The 17813-nt window shown below is 63.7% G+C and carries 17 protein-coding genes and 1 riboswitch; of the genes, 9 read left to right on the top strand and 8 right to left on the bottom strand.

The genetic code is table 11. The features are described 5' to 3' along the window. Positions 1-1224: 1224 nt before the first annotated feature. Entirely contained in the window at positions 1225-1509 is a 285-nt protein-coding gene (locus tag QM588_RS24570) for a GNAT family N-acetyltransferase (protein ID WP_283317212.1), read from the bottom strand. A 183-nt stretch (positions 1510-1692) separates the two neighbouring features. Here QM588_RS24570 and QM588_RS24565 point away from each other — a divergent pair, with 183 nt between their 5' ends. Next, positions 1693-2460 carry a hypothetical protein gene (locus QM588_RS24565; RefSeq protein WP_283317210.1) on the top strand — a complete coding sequence of 256 codons (768 nt, stop codon included), beginning with the start codon at positions 1693-1695 and terminating at the stop codon, positions 2458-2460. 230 nt (positions 2461-2690) lie between these two features. Continuing rightward, the gene (locus QM588_RS24560; RefSeq protein WP_283317209.1) at positions 2691-3011 is read left to right on the top strand and encodes a homoserine dehydrogenase; all 321 of its coding nucleotides are present in this window, start codon (positions 2691-2693) and stop codon (positions 3009-3011) included. 17 nt (positions 3012-3028) lie between these two features. Here the strand turns inward: QM588_RS24560 and QM588_RS24555 are convergent, their stop codons facing one another. Beyond that, on the bottom strand, positions 3029-3391 hold the full coding sequence (locus tag QM588_RS24555) for a helix-turn-helix domain-containing protein (protein WP_283317208.1): 363 nt from the start codon (positions 3389-3391) through the stop codon (positions 3029-3031). 65 nt (positions 3392-3456) lie between these two features. On the opposite strand from QM588_RS24555, the gene QM588_RS24550 reads away from it, so the two are divergent. Together QM588_RS24550 and QM588_RS24545 are read left to right on the top strand one after the other, a co-directional pair. Next, positions 3457-4113 carry an FMN-dependent NADH-azoreductase gene (locus tag QM588_RS24550; protein ID WP_283317206.1) on the top strand — a complete coding sequence of 219 codons (657 nt, stop codon included), beginning with the start codon at positions 3457-3459 and terminating at the stop codon, positions 4111-4113. A gap of 20 nt (positions 4114-4133) precedes the next feature. Continuing rightward, positions 4134-5396: an LCP family protein gene (locus QM588_RS24545; protein WP_283317205.1), complete on the top strand. Its 1263-nt coding sequence runs from the start codon at positions 4134-4136 to the stop codon at positions 5394-5396. A gap of 17 nt (positions 5397-5413) precedes the next feature. Here QM588_RS24545 and QM588_RS24540 read toward each other — a convergent pair whose 3' ends face one another. The 6 genes from QM588_RS24540 to QM588_RS24515 form a co-directional block, all read right to left on the bottom strand. After that, a complete protein-coding gene (locus tag QM588_RS24540; RefSeq protein ID WP_283317204.1) occupies positions 5414-6151 on the bottom strand; it encodes an ABC transporter ATP-binding protein in 738 nt (245 codons plus the stop codon). Further along, positions 6144-6980: an ABC transporter permease gene (locus QM588_RS24535; protein WP_283317203.1), complete on the bottom strand. Its 837-nt coding sequence runs from the start codon at positions 6978-6980 to the stop codon at positions 6144-6146. The genes QM588_RS24540 and QM588_RS24535 overlap by 8 nt, the downstream gene beginning before the upstream one ends. Next, positions 6958-7971: an ABC transporter substrate-binding protein gene (locus tag QM588_RS24530; protein WP_442972972.1), complete on the bottom strand. Its 1014-nt coding sequence runs from the start codon at positions 7969-7971 to the stop codon at positions 6958-6960. Before QM588_RS24530 ends, QM588_RS24535 begins: the two co-directional genes overlap by 23 nt. Then, complete coding sequence (locus tag QM588_RS24525; RefSeq protein ID WP_283317201.1) at positions 7968-8690, bottom strand: TenA family protein; 723 nt, start codon at positions 8688-8690, stop codon at positions 7968-7970. Before QM588_RS24525 ends, QM588_RS24530 begins: the two co-directional genes overlap by 4 nt. Continuing rightward, positions 8684-8783, bottom strand: a riboswitch (TPP riboswitch). It overlaps the preceding gene by 7 nt. A gap of 63 nt (positions 8784-8846) precedes the next feature. Beyond that, entirely contained in the window at positions 8847-10244 is a 1398-nt protein-coding gene (locus tag QM588_RS24520) for a sugar porter family MFS transporter (protein ID WP_283317200.1), read from the bottom strand. 116 nt (positions 10245-10360) lie between these two features. Further along, the gene (locus QM588_RS24515; RefSeq protein ID WP_283317199.1) at positions 10361-11011 is read right to left on the bottom strand and encodes a hypothetical protein; all 651 of its coding nucleotides are present in this window, start codon (positions 11009-11011) and stop codon (positions 10361-10363) included. A gap of 101 nt (positions 11012-11112) precedes the next feature. Between QM588_RS24515 and QM588_RS24510 the strand changes: the two genes are divergently transcribed. The 5 genes from QM588_RS24510 (at position 11113) to QM588_RS24490 (ending at position 17763) form a co-directional block, all read left to right on the top strand. Continuing rightward, the gene (locus QM588_RS24510; RefSeq protein WP_283317198.1) at positions 11113-12675 is read left to right on the top strand and encodes a carboxylesterase/lipase family protein; all 1563 of its coding nucleotides are present in this window, start codon (positions 11113-11115) and stop codon (positions 12673-12675) included. Between the two features lie 161 nt (positions 12676-12836). Beyond that, positions 12837-14357 carry an ATP-dependent DNA ligase gene (locus QM588_RS24505; RefSeq protein WP_283317197.1) on the top strand — a complete coding sequence of 507 codons (1521 nt, stop codon included), beginning with the start codon at positions 12837-12839 and terminating at the stop codon, positions 14355-14357. 110 nt (positions 14358-14467) lie between these two features. After that, the gene (locus QM588_RS24500) at positions 14468-15307 is read left to right on the top strand and encodes a nitrilase-related carbon-nitrogen hydrolase (protein ID WP_283317217.1); all 840 of its coding nucleotides are present in this window, start codon (positions 14468-14470) and stop codon (positions 15305-15307) included. Beyond that, positions 15307-16728 carry a dihydropyrimidinase gene (hydA, locus tag QM588_RS24495; RefSeq protein WP_283317196.1) on the top strand — a complete coding sequence of 474 codons (1422 nt, stop codon included), beginning with the start codon at positions 15307-15309 and terminating at the stop codon, positions 16726-16728. Before QM588_RS24500 ends, hydA begins: the two co-directional genes overlap by 1 nt. Before the next feature lie 3 nt (positions 16729-16731). Beyond that, positions 16732-17763, top strand: a complete 1032-nt coding sequence (locus QM588_RS24490; RefSeq protein WP_283317195.1) for a TIGR03842 family LLM class F420-dependent oxidoreductase — start codon at positions 16732-16734, stop codon at positions 17761-17763. The last annotated feature ends 50 nt before the right edge of the window (positions 17764-17813 follow it).

Here is a 17813-nt window from a genome sequence, read left to right as displayed (position 1 = left end):
CCGATGGTACTGCACTCGACAGGGTGTGGGAGAGTAGGACACCGCCGAACACAACATCCCAGAATGCCCCTGACCACCCGTGGTCAGGGGCATTCTGCATTCGAAACCACTACCCACACAACAGTATTCGCCGCTCTCATTGAACTGAACGCGCAGGCATCGACACCTGCCCCCCCAGTCCCATCATCGCCATACGGACCGCCCGCCCCCTCGCCCCCAGGGCGCACACGCGCGCGCACTCGCCACACGCGAGCACAACAGCGACACCACACCGCGCGCACCTGACAAACGCGCGCGCACTCGCCACACGCGAGCAGAACAGCGACACCAGACCGCACGCACCCGACAAACGCGCGCGCATTCGCATAGCACCAGAGGTGCCGGCATCACGTCGCCTCCGGCAGTGCCGTACGTTCGCTCGCAACACCCACCGCACGTCGCATACGCGAGCGCATCGCGCAGACAAAGGGGATCGGTGATCCCTAACCGTGTCGGCCGCTGAGGCGCCACCCCACCCCGTTCGCACACGCGAGCGCGTTCGCCGGACGCGAGCAGAACAGCGACACCGGACTGCGCGCACCTGACAAACGCGCGTGCGTTTGCTTCGACCGGGAAGTCCTGTCGCCCAACCGAATCGGAGTAGTCGGGCGACACTCCACCACTCATTCGGGCGCGCCCCTGGAACGCCCAGCTGCACAACAATTCTCGAGCGCCGAATTTAATCGGTGGAGTTCGATGACTCGGCAGTGCATGATCGTCGTACGGGTACACCGCATCGATCGTGGAGGTGGACAATGGCAGCAAATTTCGAGCTCGCAGGCAGGGGCGTCGTCTACACGCGGTCCGCGGCTATTGCCGATCAGGCTCTCTGAGTAGAGCTTTCGCGGATCGAGGCCGATGAGCCTCGACAACGACGCGTCGACTATTTTGCGCCGCACGGCTGTGCTCCGTGTGAGGCGTCCATTCTTTCTGTAGGAGAACAGATGTACTACGAACATGTCCTGAGTGAACATCGACAACGGGTTGCCCGGGGTGTCGAGAACTACGAACGGCGTCGCGTAGCAGCCGAGCGGGCTTCGGAAACTGTTGCGGCACAGGAACGAAGCGAAACCGTTCAGGAATCGGATGAGGCAACCACCGGAAACGGCGATGAAACCCCCGGAAACGGTGGCTGTTCTGAATCCGGTATCGGGTCCGGATCGGTCTCGGCAGATCGCCGATCGGTCATCGATTGACCAGATGTGAATATCGATCGCCGGCTGCGTCGATGAAGTCGCGCACGAACCAGCACGCAGGGACCACTTGGAGGCCCTGCGTGCTGGTGTCGTCGAGGGCATGTTCGGTGAGTGCAGCGGCCAGCCCCCTGCCCCGGAACCGAGGCAGTGTCACGGTGTGGTGAAAGGTGCGGACGCCGTTCGACTCGAAGTATTCGGAGTAGCCGGCGGGTTCCGAGTCGACATGAATCTCGAATCGGTGGGCGGCGGTGTCATGGGTGATCGTCACCGGCATTGCGGTACCTCCTGGCAGTGTTCGATGTCTCCACGGTAACCGGCAGCCGAACGGCGATTGTTCGGTAGTTACTCGAGCAGGCATCGACGCAGTAGGCTGAGGGAAACCGAGTCGTGCGAGCGCCACCCGTCGCAACACCTCTCTTCATAAGTACGGGGCGCTCGAGGCTTAAGGCGGCAAACCGTGGAAGACACATCCGACCGGGGAATCAAGGCTTTCATCAGAACCGTCGCACAGCGCGGTGGACGCGCGGAGCGTCTGACCACCTCGCGTCGCAATCCCGTTCAGGTCTGGTCGATGGACGGTAAGTCCTCGTGCATCGTGCGGGTGCGATCGAAGGTCACGGGCGACTGGAAGGCCCGCAGGCAGGACGAGTCGCTCGAGAGTGACGACACGGGGTCGTCGTACTGGGTGTTCGTGGACCTGGCCGCCGAGGAACCGCGGTTCTACATGGTGTCCTCCGAGGAGATGGCGTCGGATATTCGTGGAGAAGTGGATCTGTGGGTACAGGATTCGCCGCTGCGGACACGAACCGGGCATCACGCGATCGCAGTCGACAGGGTGGCTCACGGCAGTGAACGTTGGGATCTGCTGGGACTGAGCGCAACTCTGGACACGTCGGTCGACGTCGGACCCGAGCAGACGTGGGTCCGCACGCCTCGGGTCAAAGCAACGCGAAAGTCCAAGGTCGTCGTCGAAGAAGAAGTGATCGACAACCGGGTGCGGGTGGTGGCCGACTGCGAGGGGTACCGGCTCAGTGGGCGATTCGACCCGGAGACTCAGCGTCTGGAAATCACGGCCGGGCCGATGGAGGGTCGACGGTTCGACAACCCGTCCGTCGCCGCCAGTGCCGTCGCCACGCACATCAGCGGAGATGTCGAGGAGCGGGACGGCTGGCAGTTCTGGCAGTTGGACACTCCAGATCGCGCCCCCCTCGGTTCTTTTCAGTAAGAACTTGCAGCTGAATGCGGTGATTTTGTGAGCTGTCACCAACTTCACGCAACGTGAGGAAGCCGTCGAAGTGTCTGATTAACCTGGCGCTTGTACGACGAGCTCCCTGTTTCAATCGCTGGGTCGAATCGATGCTCGAGAGTTCGTCTGTGCATCGGGTTTCGGGTCTCAGCGAGCTCGACGGTCGACAGTGCGAGGGGTGCTGTCGACCGTGGGGAGAGGTATTCACCATGGAGCAGTCACACCGAGCGGCATCCGCTCATTCGTCGCGCTTCCTTTTTCTCATCGCACAGTTCGTCGATCGGAGAATTCCGGCGGAGTTCTTCTCGACGCAGTTTCGAGAACTCCAGAACACGCGGGTGACATACCTCGATGCAGAGGTGTCGTCGGTGATCGGGATGCTGTCGGTGGACGTCGGGGCGTATCTGGGAGACGTCGACATTCGCGGCGTGGACTACATCGATTCGGAACAACTGTGGCGCGCGGCCGGCCACGCGTTTCGTGACCTCATGACATTGCAGTCCGAGCAGTTCGAGCGCGAGGCCGGCTGATCGGCCACCGCAGACCGTCAGCGAAATCGATCACGATGTCGCAGAAGGTCTTCCAGCCGGAAGCGTCGGTGGGTGCCACGCATTTCGATCGGTAGGTCTCCGGCGTCGGCCAGCCGCCGGACGTAGGTGTCGGAGACACCGAGTACCTCTGCCGCTTGCGAGGTCGTCAACAGTTCTTCGACGGTTCCGATGGCCACAGCCCTGGCAGTGGCCAGCTGGGTGAGCAGTTCCATCACAGCAGCGCGCGCGGAGTCGTCCAGGTCCACCGACACTCCGCCGAGAAGGACATCGACGTCCGTGTCCGTGTTCTCGCGCAGTGCCGTCGTGATTCGTGCGGCGGAGCGCGAACTCAGCGCGCGGGTGACGAATCGGAAGTCCATCCGACCAGGATAGGAGCGTGCGGTTCGCATAGGCTCGAGACACCCACCATCCGAGGAGTGTTTCAGTGCCGCAGTTGTTGCACCTGGATTCGTCTGCCGACCTGTCCCGTTCGATCAGCCGCCGGGTGACAGCCCACTTCTCGGACGCGTGGCACAGCATCGGAACCGACCATTCGGTGATTCGCCGTGACCTGCACGTCAACGCACTGCCTCATCTGCCGACCTCGGCACTGCATTGGGCACGGCACCTGCGGACTGCCGACGAGGCCGTGGACGCGGCAACCGAGGCTCTTCAAGTCGAGCTGATCGAGGAACTGATCTCCGCGGACGTCGTACTGATCGGTGCGCCGATGTACAACTGGTCGATCCCGTCGACGCTGAAGGCATGGATCGACTACGTGCACGTTCCCGGCATCACGGTGCCGTTCGACGGCGACACAGCACCACTCGTCGGCAAGCCTGCCGTTGTGGTCACCAGTCGGGGAAACGATTACGCCCCGGGCTCGGAGGCAGCGTCGATCGACCACACCACGGGACAGCTGCGGCAGGTTCTCGGCACCGCACTGGGCATGGACGTACATTTCGTCCCGATCGACCTGACCCTTGCCGAGCGGGTTGCCGGTCTGGCACCGAAGATTCCGCAGGCTCGGGCCAGCCTCGATGCGGCATTGTCGGCCGTCGACGAGCTCGCGCGGCGTTTGGGCACGATCTCGCCCGGATGAGATCCGAGTAGCCTGTCAGGGTGCAACCGAACGGCCCGGGTAGCGGCATCGAACGTGGACCGGGACGCCACCGGTTGGCGCGTCCGTCCGGCGACCACCCCGTTGCGCTCCGGATCGGACGGGTGATCGTCGCGACGGCGTCGGTGGCGTCGGTGGCAGTCAGTGGCATCGGATTCGCGGTGTACCGGGAGGCAACCACCGGACTGACCACCTCCGATGCGCTCGACGGAATCGCGAACAACGATCCGGATGTCAACGGTGCCGACACCAACATTCTGTTGATCGGGCTCGACAGTCGTAAGGACATGGACGGCAACGATCTGCCGGCCGCGTTCGTCACCGACACCCTGCATGCCGGTGACAGCGACGTCGGGGGATACAACACCAATACGCTGCTGCTGGTGCATCTTCCGGCCGGCGGTGGGCGCGCGACAGCGCTGTCGATACCGCGTGACGACTACGTCGACGTTCCCGGGTACGGCAAGCGAAAAATCAAGGAGGCCTACGGGCTCGCCAAGGCCGACGCCGACACCCAGTTGCTCGACGAGGGTGTCACCGATGCGGCCGAGCGTGAGCGTCGAGCACGCGAGGCGGGGCGCCGCTCGACGCTGACGGCCGTTCGCGATCTCCTCGATGTGCCCATCGACCATTTCGCCGAAGTCAATCTTCTGGGGTTCTACGATGTGGCGACGGCAGTCGGCCCGATCCAGGTCTGCCTGAACAACCCGGTGCACGATACGTACTCGGGCGCGGACTTCCCTGCGGGCGCGCAGGAATTGAGCGCGACACAGGCGTTGTCCTTCGTACGTCAACGGCACGGACTCGACAACGGTGACCTCGACAGAACCAAGCGGCAGCAGGCGTTCGTGGCCGGAGTGATGGCCAAGCTCAGCGCATCCGGCGTGCTGGCGAACATCGGCGAATTGCGTGCGTTGATCGCGGGTACCAAGAACGACATCGTCGTCGACGCGTCCCTGGACCCGATCGGCCTGGCCGGGGGAGCCGGTGCCGTCCTGAAGGGCGATATCGACTTCTACACGCTGCCGATCACGGGCTACGACACCGTCGACGGTCAGGACGTAAATCTCGTCGACGTCGACGCCATCAGAGCCGAGGCGGCGCGATTGATCGGTCCTGCGCAGCCGACGCCCGCGGCCCTCGATCCGACGTCGGACGCGGCACCACCACCGCTCGCGCCAGCCGTACCCGAGCCGTCTCAGGATCTACCGGCCGCCCCGGACCAGGGTGTGCACAGCAACGGCGGCATCCCCTGCGTCGACTGAGCTCTGCGTCGACTGGGTCAATGGTTCGGTGCGCTCGACAGAACATCCATCAGCTGCTTCTCGACGGCGGCGAACTGCGGCGTCGTGACGATTGCGAGCTCCCGGGGTCGAGACAGCGCTACGTCGACCTGTCGTCGAACGTGGGCGGGTCGTGGGGAGAGCACCACCACCCGATCGGACAGGTAGACCGCCTCGCGGATGTCGTGCGTGATCATCAGCACCGTCCACCTGAACTCCGACCAGACCTGCTGCAGCCAGGCCTGCATGTCGGTACGGGTCAACGAGTCCAACGCCCCGAAGGGCTCGTCCAACAGCAACACCGATCGTCCCTGCACCACGGTGCGCAGCAGTGCTGCTCGTTGCCGCATGCCCCCGGACAGTTCGGAAGGGCGTGCGGATTCGTACCCGTCGAGACCGAACACCGGGAACAACTCGCGTGCCCGAGCTCGTGCCTCCTTCTTGGCGACGCCTTGTACTTCGAGGCCGAGCGAGGTGTTGTCGAGCACCGATCGCCACGGGAACAACAGGTCCTTCTGCGGCATGTACGCGCACGGCGGGACTCGGACCGAGCCCGAATCGGGTGTATCGAGGCCGGCGAGCATGTTGAACACCGTGCTCTTGCCCGAGCCGCTCGGACCGATGATCGACACGAATTCACCGGGCCGGACGCCGAACGACACGCCGTCGAGTACCGGTTTTCCTCCGAACGACTTTCTCAGAGCAGAGATGTCGATGCTGTGCTCGAGTTCAGACATTGTGGCCCGCCGACCCCTGACGCGCCCACGGGGCGACGAACCGCTCGACCACGAATGTCGAGACGAACAGGAGCACGCTGATCACCGCGGTGACCGCAACGGCTGCAAGAACCAAATCGGTACGGAACGAGTTCTTCTGCTGACTCATGTAGATGCCGAGTCCTGCGGTGGCCCCGGCGTATTCGGCAAAGATCGCGCCGACAACGGCGTAGGTGATGCCGATGCGAAGCGAGGTGAAGAAGCGGGGAAGTGCCGACGGCAGCCGTACGTATCGGAACTGCTGCCAGCGGCTCGCCCCCATGCTGGACAGCAGGGCGCGCGCGTCGCGATCTGCGGCGGCGAACCCCTCGATGAGCCCGATGGCCATGGGAAAGAACGTTGCCAATGCGATCACGAGAATCTTCGGTAGCAGTCCGAACCCGAACCAGATGATGAGCAGCGGTGCGATGGCGACGATCGGCAGTGTCTGCGAGACGACGAACAAGGGAACGAACGCGCGGCGCAGCCACGGTGAGAAGTCCACGGCGATCGCGAGCAGCCAGGCCAGCACGAGAGAGACCGCGAACCCGACGAGTGTCACTTGCAGTGTCGCTGCGGCGTTCTCGGCAATCGCCTCGCGTTGGGCCCAACCCTGCGCGACAACGCGGCCGGGGGAGGGCAGTACCTGTGGCCTGATGCCGCTGACCTGGACATAGATCTGCCACACCGCGATCGACAGGACGACGACGGTCACCGCAGGCCACGCCCACCGCAAGGAAGCTCGGATACCGCTGAGCGAGAAACTATCTCGCTCGGCGGTCACCGGCTCATCGATCGCCGAGGTAGTCATCGGTGAAGTAGGTGGACCAGTCCGGTTCGGCGCTCAGCGGTGCACCGTTCTGATCGGCGAGTACCCCGCTGTCGTAGAGAAACTTGGAGTACGCGGTCCACGTGTCGATACTCTGTCGTCCGACCTCGCCCGCGGAATCCTTCATGTACTTCTCTGCGAGCATCTTCTGACTCTCGAACACCAACGACTCGTCGGTGAACGTGCCGGGATTGGCGTCGATCAGATCCTGAGCCGCCCTGTCCGGATCGTCCGCTGCGAGTTGGTAGCCACGCTGGAGTGCCTGCACGAACTTCTTCGCCTCGCCCGGATGTGCGGCCAGCCATGGTTCGTTTCCGCTGATGGTGATGGCGTAGGCGTCGGGGAACCCGTAGTCGGTGTAATCGAAGTACTTCATCGGCGTTCCGCTGTGCTCTGCCTCGATGCCCTCCCACGCGAGGTAGGACACCGTGAAGTCAGCAGTGCCGGAGTACACCGCCTCGTAGGCGGATGTGCCGAGCACGACGGTCTCGTATTCGCCTGTGCCTCCGTCGTTCTCGATGACCTGCCGGAGTCCGGCCTGCTCCCCTGATTCACCGAACCCGGCGTAGACCTTGCCGTCGAGTGCGCGTGGGCTCGCGATGTCGTCCCGATCCGCGCGCACTCCGATGCCGGTGGCCCAATGCTGCAGCGGTGCGAGGACGGACACGGTTCGAGCCCCGGCCGATCTGGCGAAGACCGTCGAACTCTGTGTGCTGATACCGAACTCGGCGTTGCCTGCATCGACGAGCGTGTCCGCGGCGGTGTTGTTGTACGGCAGTACTTCCACGTCGAGCCCGGCGTCGGCGAAGTAGCCCTCCTGAAGGGCGACGTAGAGGCCGGTGTGATTGGTGTTGGGAGTCCAGTCGAGGGCGAAACGGATGGTGTCGGAATCCGTCGACTGTGAGCAGCCGGCCATCACCGTGGTCGCGAGGACTGTCGCCGCCATCACCGTGAGCAGTCGAGACGTCTTCATGCGTGCACCGCGCTCTCGGTCGACGGCCACGGAGTGGGGTGTAATGCGCTGTCCCAGAACATCAATTCGTACCTCGACGCGACGACGAAGGCGTCGATCATCTGTTCACGCTGCAGTTCCGTCGCAGAGTCGGCCGCGACGTCGACGAAGCCCTTCGCGGCATCGACGATGGCATGGAATTCGGGTGCGTCGTAGTTGGCCACCCACTGCGCGTAGGGATGACCGGGGTCTCGTGCCAGCACGGCTTTCGCCGCTCCGGCGAGCGATCGGCCGACGTCGGCGTAAATCCAGAAGCACGGCAGAACAGCTGCCGCCGCAACGGGATACGGCTCGGTCGCGCAGATGGCCGTCAGATAGGAGGTGTAGCCGAGGCATGCGGGCGAGGGCGTCGGTGTCTCGGTGGAGGACGGAAGAACGTCTCCGGTGAGCATGGCCTCGTGTGAGTCGGCCTCGTCCATCGCGCTCGCTGCAGCGCCGGCCCAGAAGGCTCCGGCTGCCGGTGTCGGGGCGTGCGCCGCCAGCAGGGACAGCGACTTGACGTAGCCACCGAGATACAGCGAATCCTGTTCCAGATAGCGACGGAACGCGTCGAGTGGCAGGGTCCCCGCGCCGAGCAGTCGGAGGAATTCGAGATCGTCGATCGCGCGTCTGATGTGCGCGGACGCGTCCCAGAGTCGGTCGGTGAAGCGGACAGGGTCCGCGGATACAACAGGCGTCATCGCCTTGACATCCCTTCGTCAGTATTACCTGCATCAGGTTCGGCGGGTTTGATCTCAGCATCCGCATCGGCGGACACACCCCGTGTCAGAACGTCAGTGACAGTAACACCGGTCACCATGTACCGGTGTTACTGCCCCTGGCACCTCGGCCTGGGTCTACCCCAGCATGTCCTCGAGTTCCATGCCTTTGGTCTCGCGGATGTTGGACTTGACGAAGAGGAACGACAGCGCTGCGAAGAGCGCGAAGCCGGCGTAGATGACCCACAGCCCGACGGACGACGTCAGCGGCGGGAAGGCCAGCGTGACAGCGAAGTTGGCGACCCAGTTCGCAGCCGTTCCGATGCCCAGTGCCATGGCGCGCATCCGGTTGGGGAACATCTCGCCGAGCATGACCCACATGATGGGTCCCCAGGTCGATGCGAAGAAGATGACGAACAGATTCGCCCCGACCAACGCGATCGCACCCCACGGCGAGGGCAGACTGACCTCGTCGCCGCTACCGGTCGCCTGCGAGAAGGCGACGGACGCCAGGACGAGTCCGACGAACATTCCGATGGACCCGGCCATCAGCAACTTGCGCCTGCCGATGCGATCGACGAACAGAATGGCCACGAACGTCATCGCCACGTTGATGACCGCCGTGATGACCGAGGTGGTGAACGACTGATCCTCGGTGAACCCGACCGACCGCCACAGCGTCGTCGAGTAGTAGAAGATCGCATTGATGCCGACCAGCTGTTGCAGGACGGCCATCGTGATGCCCACCCAGACGATCGGCTGCAGGCCGAACTTGGGGCCACGAATGTCGGCGAACGACGAGCGGGCCTCCTTGCGCAACGTCAGCCTGATTTCGTGCACTCGCTCGTCGGGATGCAGTTCCCCGGTGATGTTCGCCAGGACCGCGGCGGCTTCCTCGTCCAGATGCTGACCCACCAGATAGCGAGGTGACTCCGGGATCAGGGTGGCCAGAATTCCGTAGACCAGAGCGGGGATCACACCGACGAGGAACATCCAGCGCCACGCCTCGACGCCGAACCACAGGTCGTTGGAGGCTCCGTCGGCGGCACCCGCGAGGAGGGCGTCGGAGAGCAGAGCAGCGAAGATACCGATGGTGATCGCCAATTGCTGCAGCGAGGCCAGAGCGCCACGCCATTTGGCGGGCGCGATTTCGGCGATATAGGCCGGTGCGATCACCGACGCGATGCCGATGCCGAGACCGCCGAGTACACGCCAGAGCATGAGATCGGGAACGCTGAACGCGAGCCCGGAGCCGACCGAGGAAATGACGAACAGGGCCGAGCCGAGCAGCATCACTTTCTTGCGGCCCCAGCGGTCGGCGAGGCTACCGGCGAACCAGGCACCGACAGCGCAGCCGATCAAGGCGATCGCAACCACGAAGCCGGTGGTGAACGAGCCGAGAGAGAAGTGGTCTTCGATCGAATCGACAGCTCCGTTGATGACCGAACTGTCGAAGCCGAACAGGAAGCCGCCGACAGCGGCGGCGACGCTGACGCCGATGACCTTCGCTGTATGACGGTCCGAGGTCTGATTCATGTGTGACGCACCTTCTGGCCGCGCGTGGGCGCCGGCCGCTGGGGAGACCGTACGGCAGGGATTGTCGTACCGTCCTCGGACATTACGCCTGGTCTTTCGCCGCGCGAACGACGCCGTCAGCGAAGGTCGAAATCGTCGTCCGAGACAGTGAAACCATGGCCGACCTGATCGGTGCAGGTGACTCCGTTCTGCTCGTCGACGCTGCATCGAAGCCCGTTGGTGGATCCACTACCCGCCACGGTGAGCTCTTCGCCGTACGGGAGTGCCGCCGCGGGCCCGTCGAATCGGTGGAACTTGGGATCGCCCAGGCTCTCGAACTTCGCCGGGGAGCCGGCGATGATCTGCACGGAATTGGGTTTCACCCGGTCGGAGGATGCACTGTCGGTCACCTCGGGGGCCGAGTCGGGCAGCGAGCCGTGGCAACCGGCGATCGACGTCTCGAGCACGGCTATACCGCACTCGAACTTGCCGCTGGGGCTCGTGAAGTAGTACCAACCCGGAGCCTTGCCCGCGTACTGCTTCGGGTTCGCTTGCTGTGCAACCGCACTCGGCGTCGTCGCTGTGGTGCTGGACGGTGTGGTGGAGGACGGCGTGGAAGGCGCGCTGCTCGACGGCAGGGCACGGGCGCTGGTCGGAACCGCCGTGATCGGCTGGGGGCGGTCGGTGATCACCGTCGCCATCGGTCCGTCACCTCCGCCGTCCGAACCGCAGGAGGACAACAAGAACACTGTGAGGGCCGCTGCTACGGCGGATCCAATTCTCTTCATGACTCGTTCCTCGGTTCGATGGGAGCGCTGCCGGGGGTTTCGAGGGGGCCGGCGTCGGGGATGGAGTTGGTACGTTGAGCAACGACCGAAGGAGAGGTGCGATGGACACCACGTCCGACTCCACCGTGCGTGTGAGCACGCCGTACGGCGACGTTCTCGGCTACCCGGTTGCGGCCGACGCATCGCCGACAGTCGCCTGGAGGGGTATTCCGTACGCGACGCCGCCGGTGGGTGAGTTGCGGTTTCGAGCACCGCGTCCTCTGCAACCGTGGAACGGCGTGCTCGACGGTCTGCACTTCGGTGCGATGGCACCGCAGGGCCGCGACAGCCCGGTCCCCATCGATCCGTCGTTGTCCATCTCCGAGGATTGCCTGACGCTCAACGTCTGGGCACCACGGCCCGACGGCGAACTGCGACCGGTGCTGGTGTGGATCCACGGCGGCGCGTATTCGCTCGGTTCGTCCGCGCAGCAGGTGTACGACGGGCGACATCTGAGCGAGAACGGCGACGTGGTCGTGGTCTCGATCAACTTTCGTCTCGGCGCGTTCGGCTTTCTCGATCTGTCGTCCTTCTCCACCGACGAACACGTCTTCGAGACCAATCTCGGTTTGCGCGACCAGATTGCGGCGCTGCACTGGGTCCGGGAGTGCATCTCCGCTTTCGGTGGGGATCCCGACGAGATCACCGTCTTCGGCGAGTCCTCCGGGGGCGCGTCGGTCACCACTCTGATGACCTCGCCCCAGGCCGAGGGGCTCTTCCATCGAGCGATCGTGCAGAGTGCCCCGGCCACGTCGGTGTACGGCCCCGAACGCGGCGCTGCGGTCGCCGCCCGGTTCCTCGAGCTGGTGGGGGTCGACCGAGACGACGTCGGCGAGTTGCTCGAGATGCACTTCAGCAGACTGGTCACCGCGGGGGACACTCTCTGCTACGAGATTCCGACCACAGTGCCTGGGACACTGGGACTTTCGCCCGTCGTCGACGGAGACATCGTGCCCCGTTACCCGGTCGCGGCCTTTCAAAAAGGTCTGTCGCACAGAATTCCGTTGATCATCGGCACCAACCACGACGAGCCCTCGATCTTCCGGTTCATGAAGTCCCCGTTGATGCCGATCACATCCGACACCGTCTCGGAGATGTTCCGGGCCATCGCGCACGATCACGCGGACATGCCCGCCTCGCGCATCGCAGAAATCATGGCCGCCTACCCGGACAGGAACAAACCTGCTGGGGCGCAGGCCATCTCGCGTGACGCAGGCTTCGTCATGCCGAGTCTGTGGATCGCCGACGGGCACAGTAGGCATTCGCCGACCTGGATGTACCGTTTCGATCACGCGACGCCGATGCTCAAGGCCGCGCGAGTAGGGGCCGGCCACGCGACCGAACTGCCGTACGTGTTCGGCAATTTCGGAACTCTCAACCGAGATCCCACCTTCTGGCTGGGGGGTCGGAAACCCGCGATGGCGGTGTCGGCCCGGATGCAGCGGCGGTGGCTGGCCTTCGCGCGGTACGGGGTACCGGCCGCGCTGGACGCGTCCAAGCACTGGGCCCCGTACACCGAGAAGAATCGATGGACTCTGGTGATCGATACGTCCGACACTCTCGTCGACGATCCCGACGGAGACATGCGCGCTGCCTGGGGCGACCGGGTGGTGGGATTCAGCTGATCCGTCGCCGGCCCGCCGTCGGGTCTTTCCGCAGGCTTCATTCCTGCTATGGACGTCACAGGCATGCATCGAACGTAACAGCAAGAACACCGGTCGCTGGAGTCACAGCGGTAACAATTGAATGTCAGCAACCGGTCGGTGGGTGCGGTTATGTTCGGTGGGTGCTGATGTCCAGGATTGTAGAAACCTCTCGGGCCGTGGCCGCGACGCGTTCGCGCAAGGTCAAGATCGAGGAGCTCGGTGCTGTGCTGTCCGAGGCACAGGCGGGTGACATCGAACCGGCGGTGTCGTGGTTGTCGGGCGAATTGCCGCAGGGACGGATCGGGGTCGGCTGGCGCACACTCGCAGATCTGGATGTCCCGTCCGCATCGGAGTCGACGCTGACCGTTGCCGAGGTGGACGAGAAGTTGTCCGAGGTGGCGGCGACGTCGGGCGCTGGTTCGGCTGCGCGACGTTCGGCCCTGCTGCTGGACTTGTTTTCGCGGACCACGGCCGACGAGCGTGCGTTCGTCATCAGGTTGGTCACGGGCGAGCTGAGGCAAGGTGCGCTCGAGGGCATCATGGTCGACGCTGTCGCCGCTGCCACAGCTCTGCCGCAGGCGTCGGTGCGGCGGGCGTTCATGCTGTCCGGTCGATTGTCTGCCACTGCCGTCGCCGCCATGACCGGTGGTGTCGAGGCATTGAACGCCTTTCGACTCGAAGTCGGCCGGCCGGTTCGACCCATGCTGGCGTCGCCGGCGGAGTCCCTTCGGGGTGCCTGGGAGCAACTGGCGGGGGATGTGACGGTCGAGTACAAGCTGGATGGTGCCCGAATTCAGGTGCATCGCTCGGGATCCGACGTGAGCATCTACACCCGCACCCTGCGCGATATCACCGCTGGTGTGCCCGAGCTGGTGGAACTGGTCCGTGCACTTCCATGCGAGTCGGTGGTCCTCGATGGCGAAACACTCGCACTGGACGACAGCGGCAGACCGCGTCCGTTTCAGGAAACGATGAGCCGGTTCGGTGCCGAGAGCGCGCACGAGTTGCTGCTGCAGCCCTATTTCTTCGACTGTCTGCATCTCGACGGCGTGGATCTGCTCGACACTCCACTCGAAGAGCGTCTCGCAGCGCTGGACCGGGTGGCACCGGGCCATCGAATTCCGAGTGCCGTACGTCCCGACGCCGACGGGGCGGCTGCCCACTTCGATGCCGCTCTCGATGCCGGGCACGAGGGAGTCATGCTCAAGGCCCTGAGCGCCCCGTATGCGGCAGGCCGGCGCGGAAAGAGTTGGCAGAAGGTCAAACCCGAACACACTCTCGATCTCGTGGTTCTCGGTGCGGAGTGGGGATACGGCCGACGTACCGGCTTTCTGTCCAACTTGCATCTGGGGGCGCGTGATCCCGACGGCGGTGAACCGATCATGGTCGGCAAGACGTTCAAAGGCCTGACCGATGTGCTCCTGCAGTGGCAGACGGAGGAATTCCCGAAGCACGAACGCGAGCGAGATCAGCACACCGTGTACCTGCGGCCCGAGTTGATAGTCGAAATCGAACTCGACGGAGTGCAGGTCAGCTCGCGCTATCCGGGCGGGGTGGCGCTGCGCTTCGCCCGAGTGTTGCGATACCGACCGGACAAGAACCTGGCCACCGCAGACACCATCGATGCCGTCCGCGCATTGTTGCCCAACTCGAACTCGTGACTGCGCCGACAACCGTGCACGATTAATACATACGAAACCGGACGAACGATCCCGTAACACGGCGCAAAATACCTTGAGGGTGCAAGCCAGCGAGAGATGGAGTGCCGATGATGTCCACAGTTCGAGCTGCGTTGGTCCAGAGCACGTGGACCGGTGACAAAGAATCGATGATCGAGGCACACGAGGGATTTGCTCGGTCCGCCGCCGAGCAGGGCGCGAAAGTCGTCTGCTTTCAGGAGCTTTTCTTCGGTCCGTATTTCTGTCAGCTCCAGGATGCGAAGTTCTACGAGTACGCCGAATCCGTACCGGGCCCTACGGTCGACCGGTTCGCGGCGTTGGCGAAAGAGCTCGGGATCGTCATGATCCTGCCCGTCTACGAGCAGGAACAGCCCGGGTTGCTCTACAACACCGCGGCCGTGGTCGACGCCGACGGCACGTATCTCGGTAAATACCGCAAGCATCACATTCCTCACGTGAACGGATTCTGGGAGAAGTTCTATTTTCGCCCCGGCAACCTGGGGTGGCCGGTGTTCGATACCGCCGTCGGCCGCATCGGTGTCTATATCTGTTACGACCGGCACTTTCCCGAAGGCTGGCGTGCTCTCGGACTCGCCGGTGCCGAGATCGTCTTCAATCCCTCGGCGACCTCACGGGGTCTGTCGAATTATCTGTGGAAGCTCGAGCAACCCGCGTCCGCCGTCGCGAACGAGTACTACGTCGGTGCGATCAACCGCGTCGGAATCGAATCCGAGTACGGCGACGACGATTTCTACGGCACCAGCTATTTCGTCGATCCCGAGGGCAAATTCGTCGGCGAGGTGGCGTCGGATTCGGAGTCCGAGATCGTCGTTCGAGACCTGGACATGGACCTGATCAAAGTGGTCCGCGACCGATGGGCGTTCTATCGTGATCGCAGACCCGACGCCTACGGCCCGCTGGTGCAACCCTGATGGCCACCACCTTCGTGCACGGTGGAACCGTCGTATCCACTACCGGTGCACAGGAACTGGATGTGCTCATCGACGGCGAAACCATCGTCGCGGTGCTGGCACCCGGCTCGGTGTCACTGGCCGCAGATCTGAAGACATCGGCAGACGTCGTCATCGACGCCACCGGGAAGTACGTGATTCCCGGTGGCGTCGACGGACACACGCACATGGAGATGCCCTTCGGGGGCACGTTCGCATCCGACACCTTCGAAACCGGGACGCGTGCAGCGGCCTGGGGTGGCACGACGACCATCGTGGACTTCGCGATTCAGACTCCCGGCCAACGCGTCCAGGACACTCTGGCTCAGTGGCACGACAAGGCCGCCGGTCGGTGCGCGATCGATTACGGGTTTCATCAGATCATCGGCGACGTCACCGATGATTCGCTGAAATCGATGAGCGAGTTGGTCTCCGAGGGTGTCACCAGCTTCAAACTCTTCATGGCGTACCCGGGGGTCTTCTACTCCGACGACGGCAAGATCCTGCGAGCCATGCAGTCGGCAGCGGAAACGGGTGCGCTGTTGATGATGCACGCGGAGAACGGGATTGCCATCGATGTCCTCGTGGCCCAATCCATCGCGCGCGGCGACACGGCCCCGTACTTCCACGGGACATCGCGTCCGTGGCAACTCGAGGAAGAGGCCACGCATCGAGCCATCATGCTGGCCGACGTCACCGGCGCGCCGCTGTACGTCGTACACGTCTCGGCCAAGCAGGCCCTGGAACAGATCGCTCACGCTCGGGGCAACGGACAGAACGTATTTGCCGAGACGTGCCCGCAGTATCTGTATCTCTCGCTCGAAGAACAGTTGGGTGCACCCGGTTTCGAAGGGGCCAAGTGGGTCTGCTCGACGCCTCTGCGGTCGCGGGCCGAGGGGCATCAGGACGAACTGTGGCGATACCTGCGCACCGGTGACGTGGCAACCGTCAGTACCGACCATTGCCCGTTCTGTATGAAGGACCAGAAGGAGATGGGTATCGGCGATTTCTCCAAGATTCCCAACGGAATCGGGTCGGTGGAGCATCGGATCGATTTGATGTTCCAGGGTGTGAAGAGCGGAAAGATCACCCTCGAGAAGTGGGTGGACGTCTGTTGCACCACCCCGGCCCGGATGTTCGGCATGTACCCGAAGAAGGGCATCATCAGCCCCGGAGCAGATGCCGACATCGTGATCTACGACCCGAACGGGCATACCAGTATCGGAGTCGAGAAGACCCACCACATGAACATGGACTATTCGGCGTACGAGGGTTTCGAGATCGACGGCCACGTCGACACCGTGCTCTCCCGCGGGCGCGTCATCGTCGACAGTGGGTCCTATTCCGGCACTGCGGGACACGGCCGCTTCGTTCGCCGCGACCTGTCACAGAATCTGATCTGAGCCATGGACATCGGGGTGGTGCTGCAGTGCAATCCGCCGGCGTCTCGGGTGATCGATCTGGCCAGACAGGCCGAGACGCATGGGTTTTCGCACGTATGGACGTTCGATTCGCATCTGTTGTGGCAGGAACCGTACGTCATCTACAGTCAGATTCTGGCCGCGACCAGGCGCGTGACCGTGGGTCCGATGGTCACCAATCCGGCTACCCGCGATTGGACCGTCACTGCGTCGACGTTCGCGACTCTCAACGACATGTTCGGCAATCGAACCGTCTGCGGCATCGGTCGGGGTGATTCCGCGGTCCGCGCCCTCGGAGGGAAGCCGACAACACTTGCCGCGCTTCGAGACTCGATCGAGGTGATCCGAAGTTTGGCCAACGGGCGTAGCGCCCGGGTGGGTGAGACGACAGTGCAGTTTCCGTGGGCGGAGCACTCGAAGCTGGAGGTGTGGGTCGCGGCGTACGGACCGAAAGCCCTCGAGCTCACGGGGCAGGTAGCGGACGGATTCATTCTGCAATTGGCAGATCCGGACATTGCTGCGTGGACGATCGGCCGAGTGCGCGCGGCGGCCGAGCAGGCGGGCCGAGCTCCGGATTCGATCTCGATCTGCGTGGCAGCTCCCGCCTACGTCACCGACGGTACCGAGACCGGTCTCGAACATGCCCGAGATCAATGTCGTTGGTTCGGTGGGATGGTCGGCAATCACGTCGCCGATATCGTCGCGCGCTACGGCGGTGGCGGTGGCGGTGTTCCGCAGGCTCTCACCGATTACATCGCAGCGCGCACAGGGTACGACTACAACGAGCACGGCCGGGCTGGAAACTCGCACGCAGAATTCGTTCCGAACGAGGTGATCGACAGGTTCTGTCTGCTCGGTACCCCGGCCGATCACGTCGCCAAGCTGAAGGAGCTCGAGGCACTCGGCGTCGATCAGTTCTCGGTCTACCTCCAGCACGATGCCAAAGCGGCGACGCTCGAAGCGTACGGAGAAAGCATCATTCCGCAGATTCGCACATCTGTTACGGCTACGTCGTGACGGGCGACGGGACTGTTGCCGTCGGCCAGTCGTACGCTCCGGTGAGTGTC

Source organism: Rhodococcus sp. IEGM 1354, assembly GCF_030056855.1.
Taxonomy (GTDB): Bacteria; Actinomycetota; Actinomycetes; order Mycobacteriales; family Mycobacteriaceae; genus Rhodococcoides.
This window is presented reverse-complemented; position numbering and strand designations above follow the sequence as displayed.

Bases quoted from the DNA above. Each gene is read 5' to 3' on its own strand.
- QM588_RS24570 (WP_283317212.1), bottom strand. From the start codon at position 1,509: ATGCCGGTGACGATCACCCATGACACCGCCGCCCACCGATTCGAGATT.
- QM588_RS24560 (WP_283317209.1), top strand. From the start codon at position 2,691: ATGGAGCAGTCACACCGAGCGGCATCCGCTCATTCGTCGCGCTTCCTT.
- QM588_RS24555 (WP_283317208.1), bottom strand. From the start codon at position 3,391: ATGGACTTCCGATTCGTCACCCGCGCGCTGAGTTCGCGCTCCGCCGCA.
- QM588_RS24540 (WP_283317204.1), bottom strand. From the start codon at position 6,151: ATGTCTGAACTCGAGCACAGCATCGACATCTCTGCTCTGAGAAAGTCG.
- QM588_RS24535 (WP_283317203.1), bottom strand. From the start codon at position 6,980: ATGACTACCTCGGCGATCGATGAGCCGGTGACCGCCGAGCGAGATAGT.
- QM588_RS24530 (WP_442972972.1), bottom strand. From the start codon at position 7,971: ATGAAGACGTCTCGACTGCTCACGGTGATGGCGGCGACAGTCCTCGCG.
- QM588_RS24525 (WP_283317201.1), bottom strand. From the start codon at position 8,690: ATGACGCCTGTTGTATCCGCGGACCCTGTCCGCTTCACCGACCGACTC.
- QM588_RS24520 (WP_283317200.1), bottom strand. From the start codon at position 10,244: ATGAATCAGACCTCGGACCGTCATACAGCGAAGGTCATCGGCGTCAGC.
- QM588_RS24515 (WP_283317199.1), bottom strand. From the start codon at position 11,011: ATGAAGAGAATTGGATCCGCCGTAGCAGCGGCCCTCACAGTGTTCTTG.
- QM588_RS24510 (WP_283317198.1), top strand. From the start codon at position 11,113: ATGGACACCACGTCCGACTCCACCGTGCGTGTGAGCACGCCGTACGGC.
- QM588_RS24500 (WP_283317217.1), top strand. From the start codon at position 14,468: ATGTCCACAGTTCGAGCTGCGTTGGTCCAGAGCACGTGGACCGGTGAC.
- hydA (WP_283317196.1), top strand. From the start codon at position 15,307: ATGGCCACCACCTTCGTGCACGGTGGAACCGTCGTATCCACTACCGGT.
- QM588_RS24490 (WP_283317195.1), top strand. From the start codon at position 16,732: ATGGACATCGGGGTGGTGCTGCAGTGCAATCCGCCGGCGTCTCGGGTG.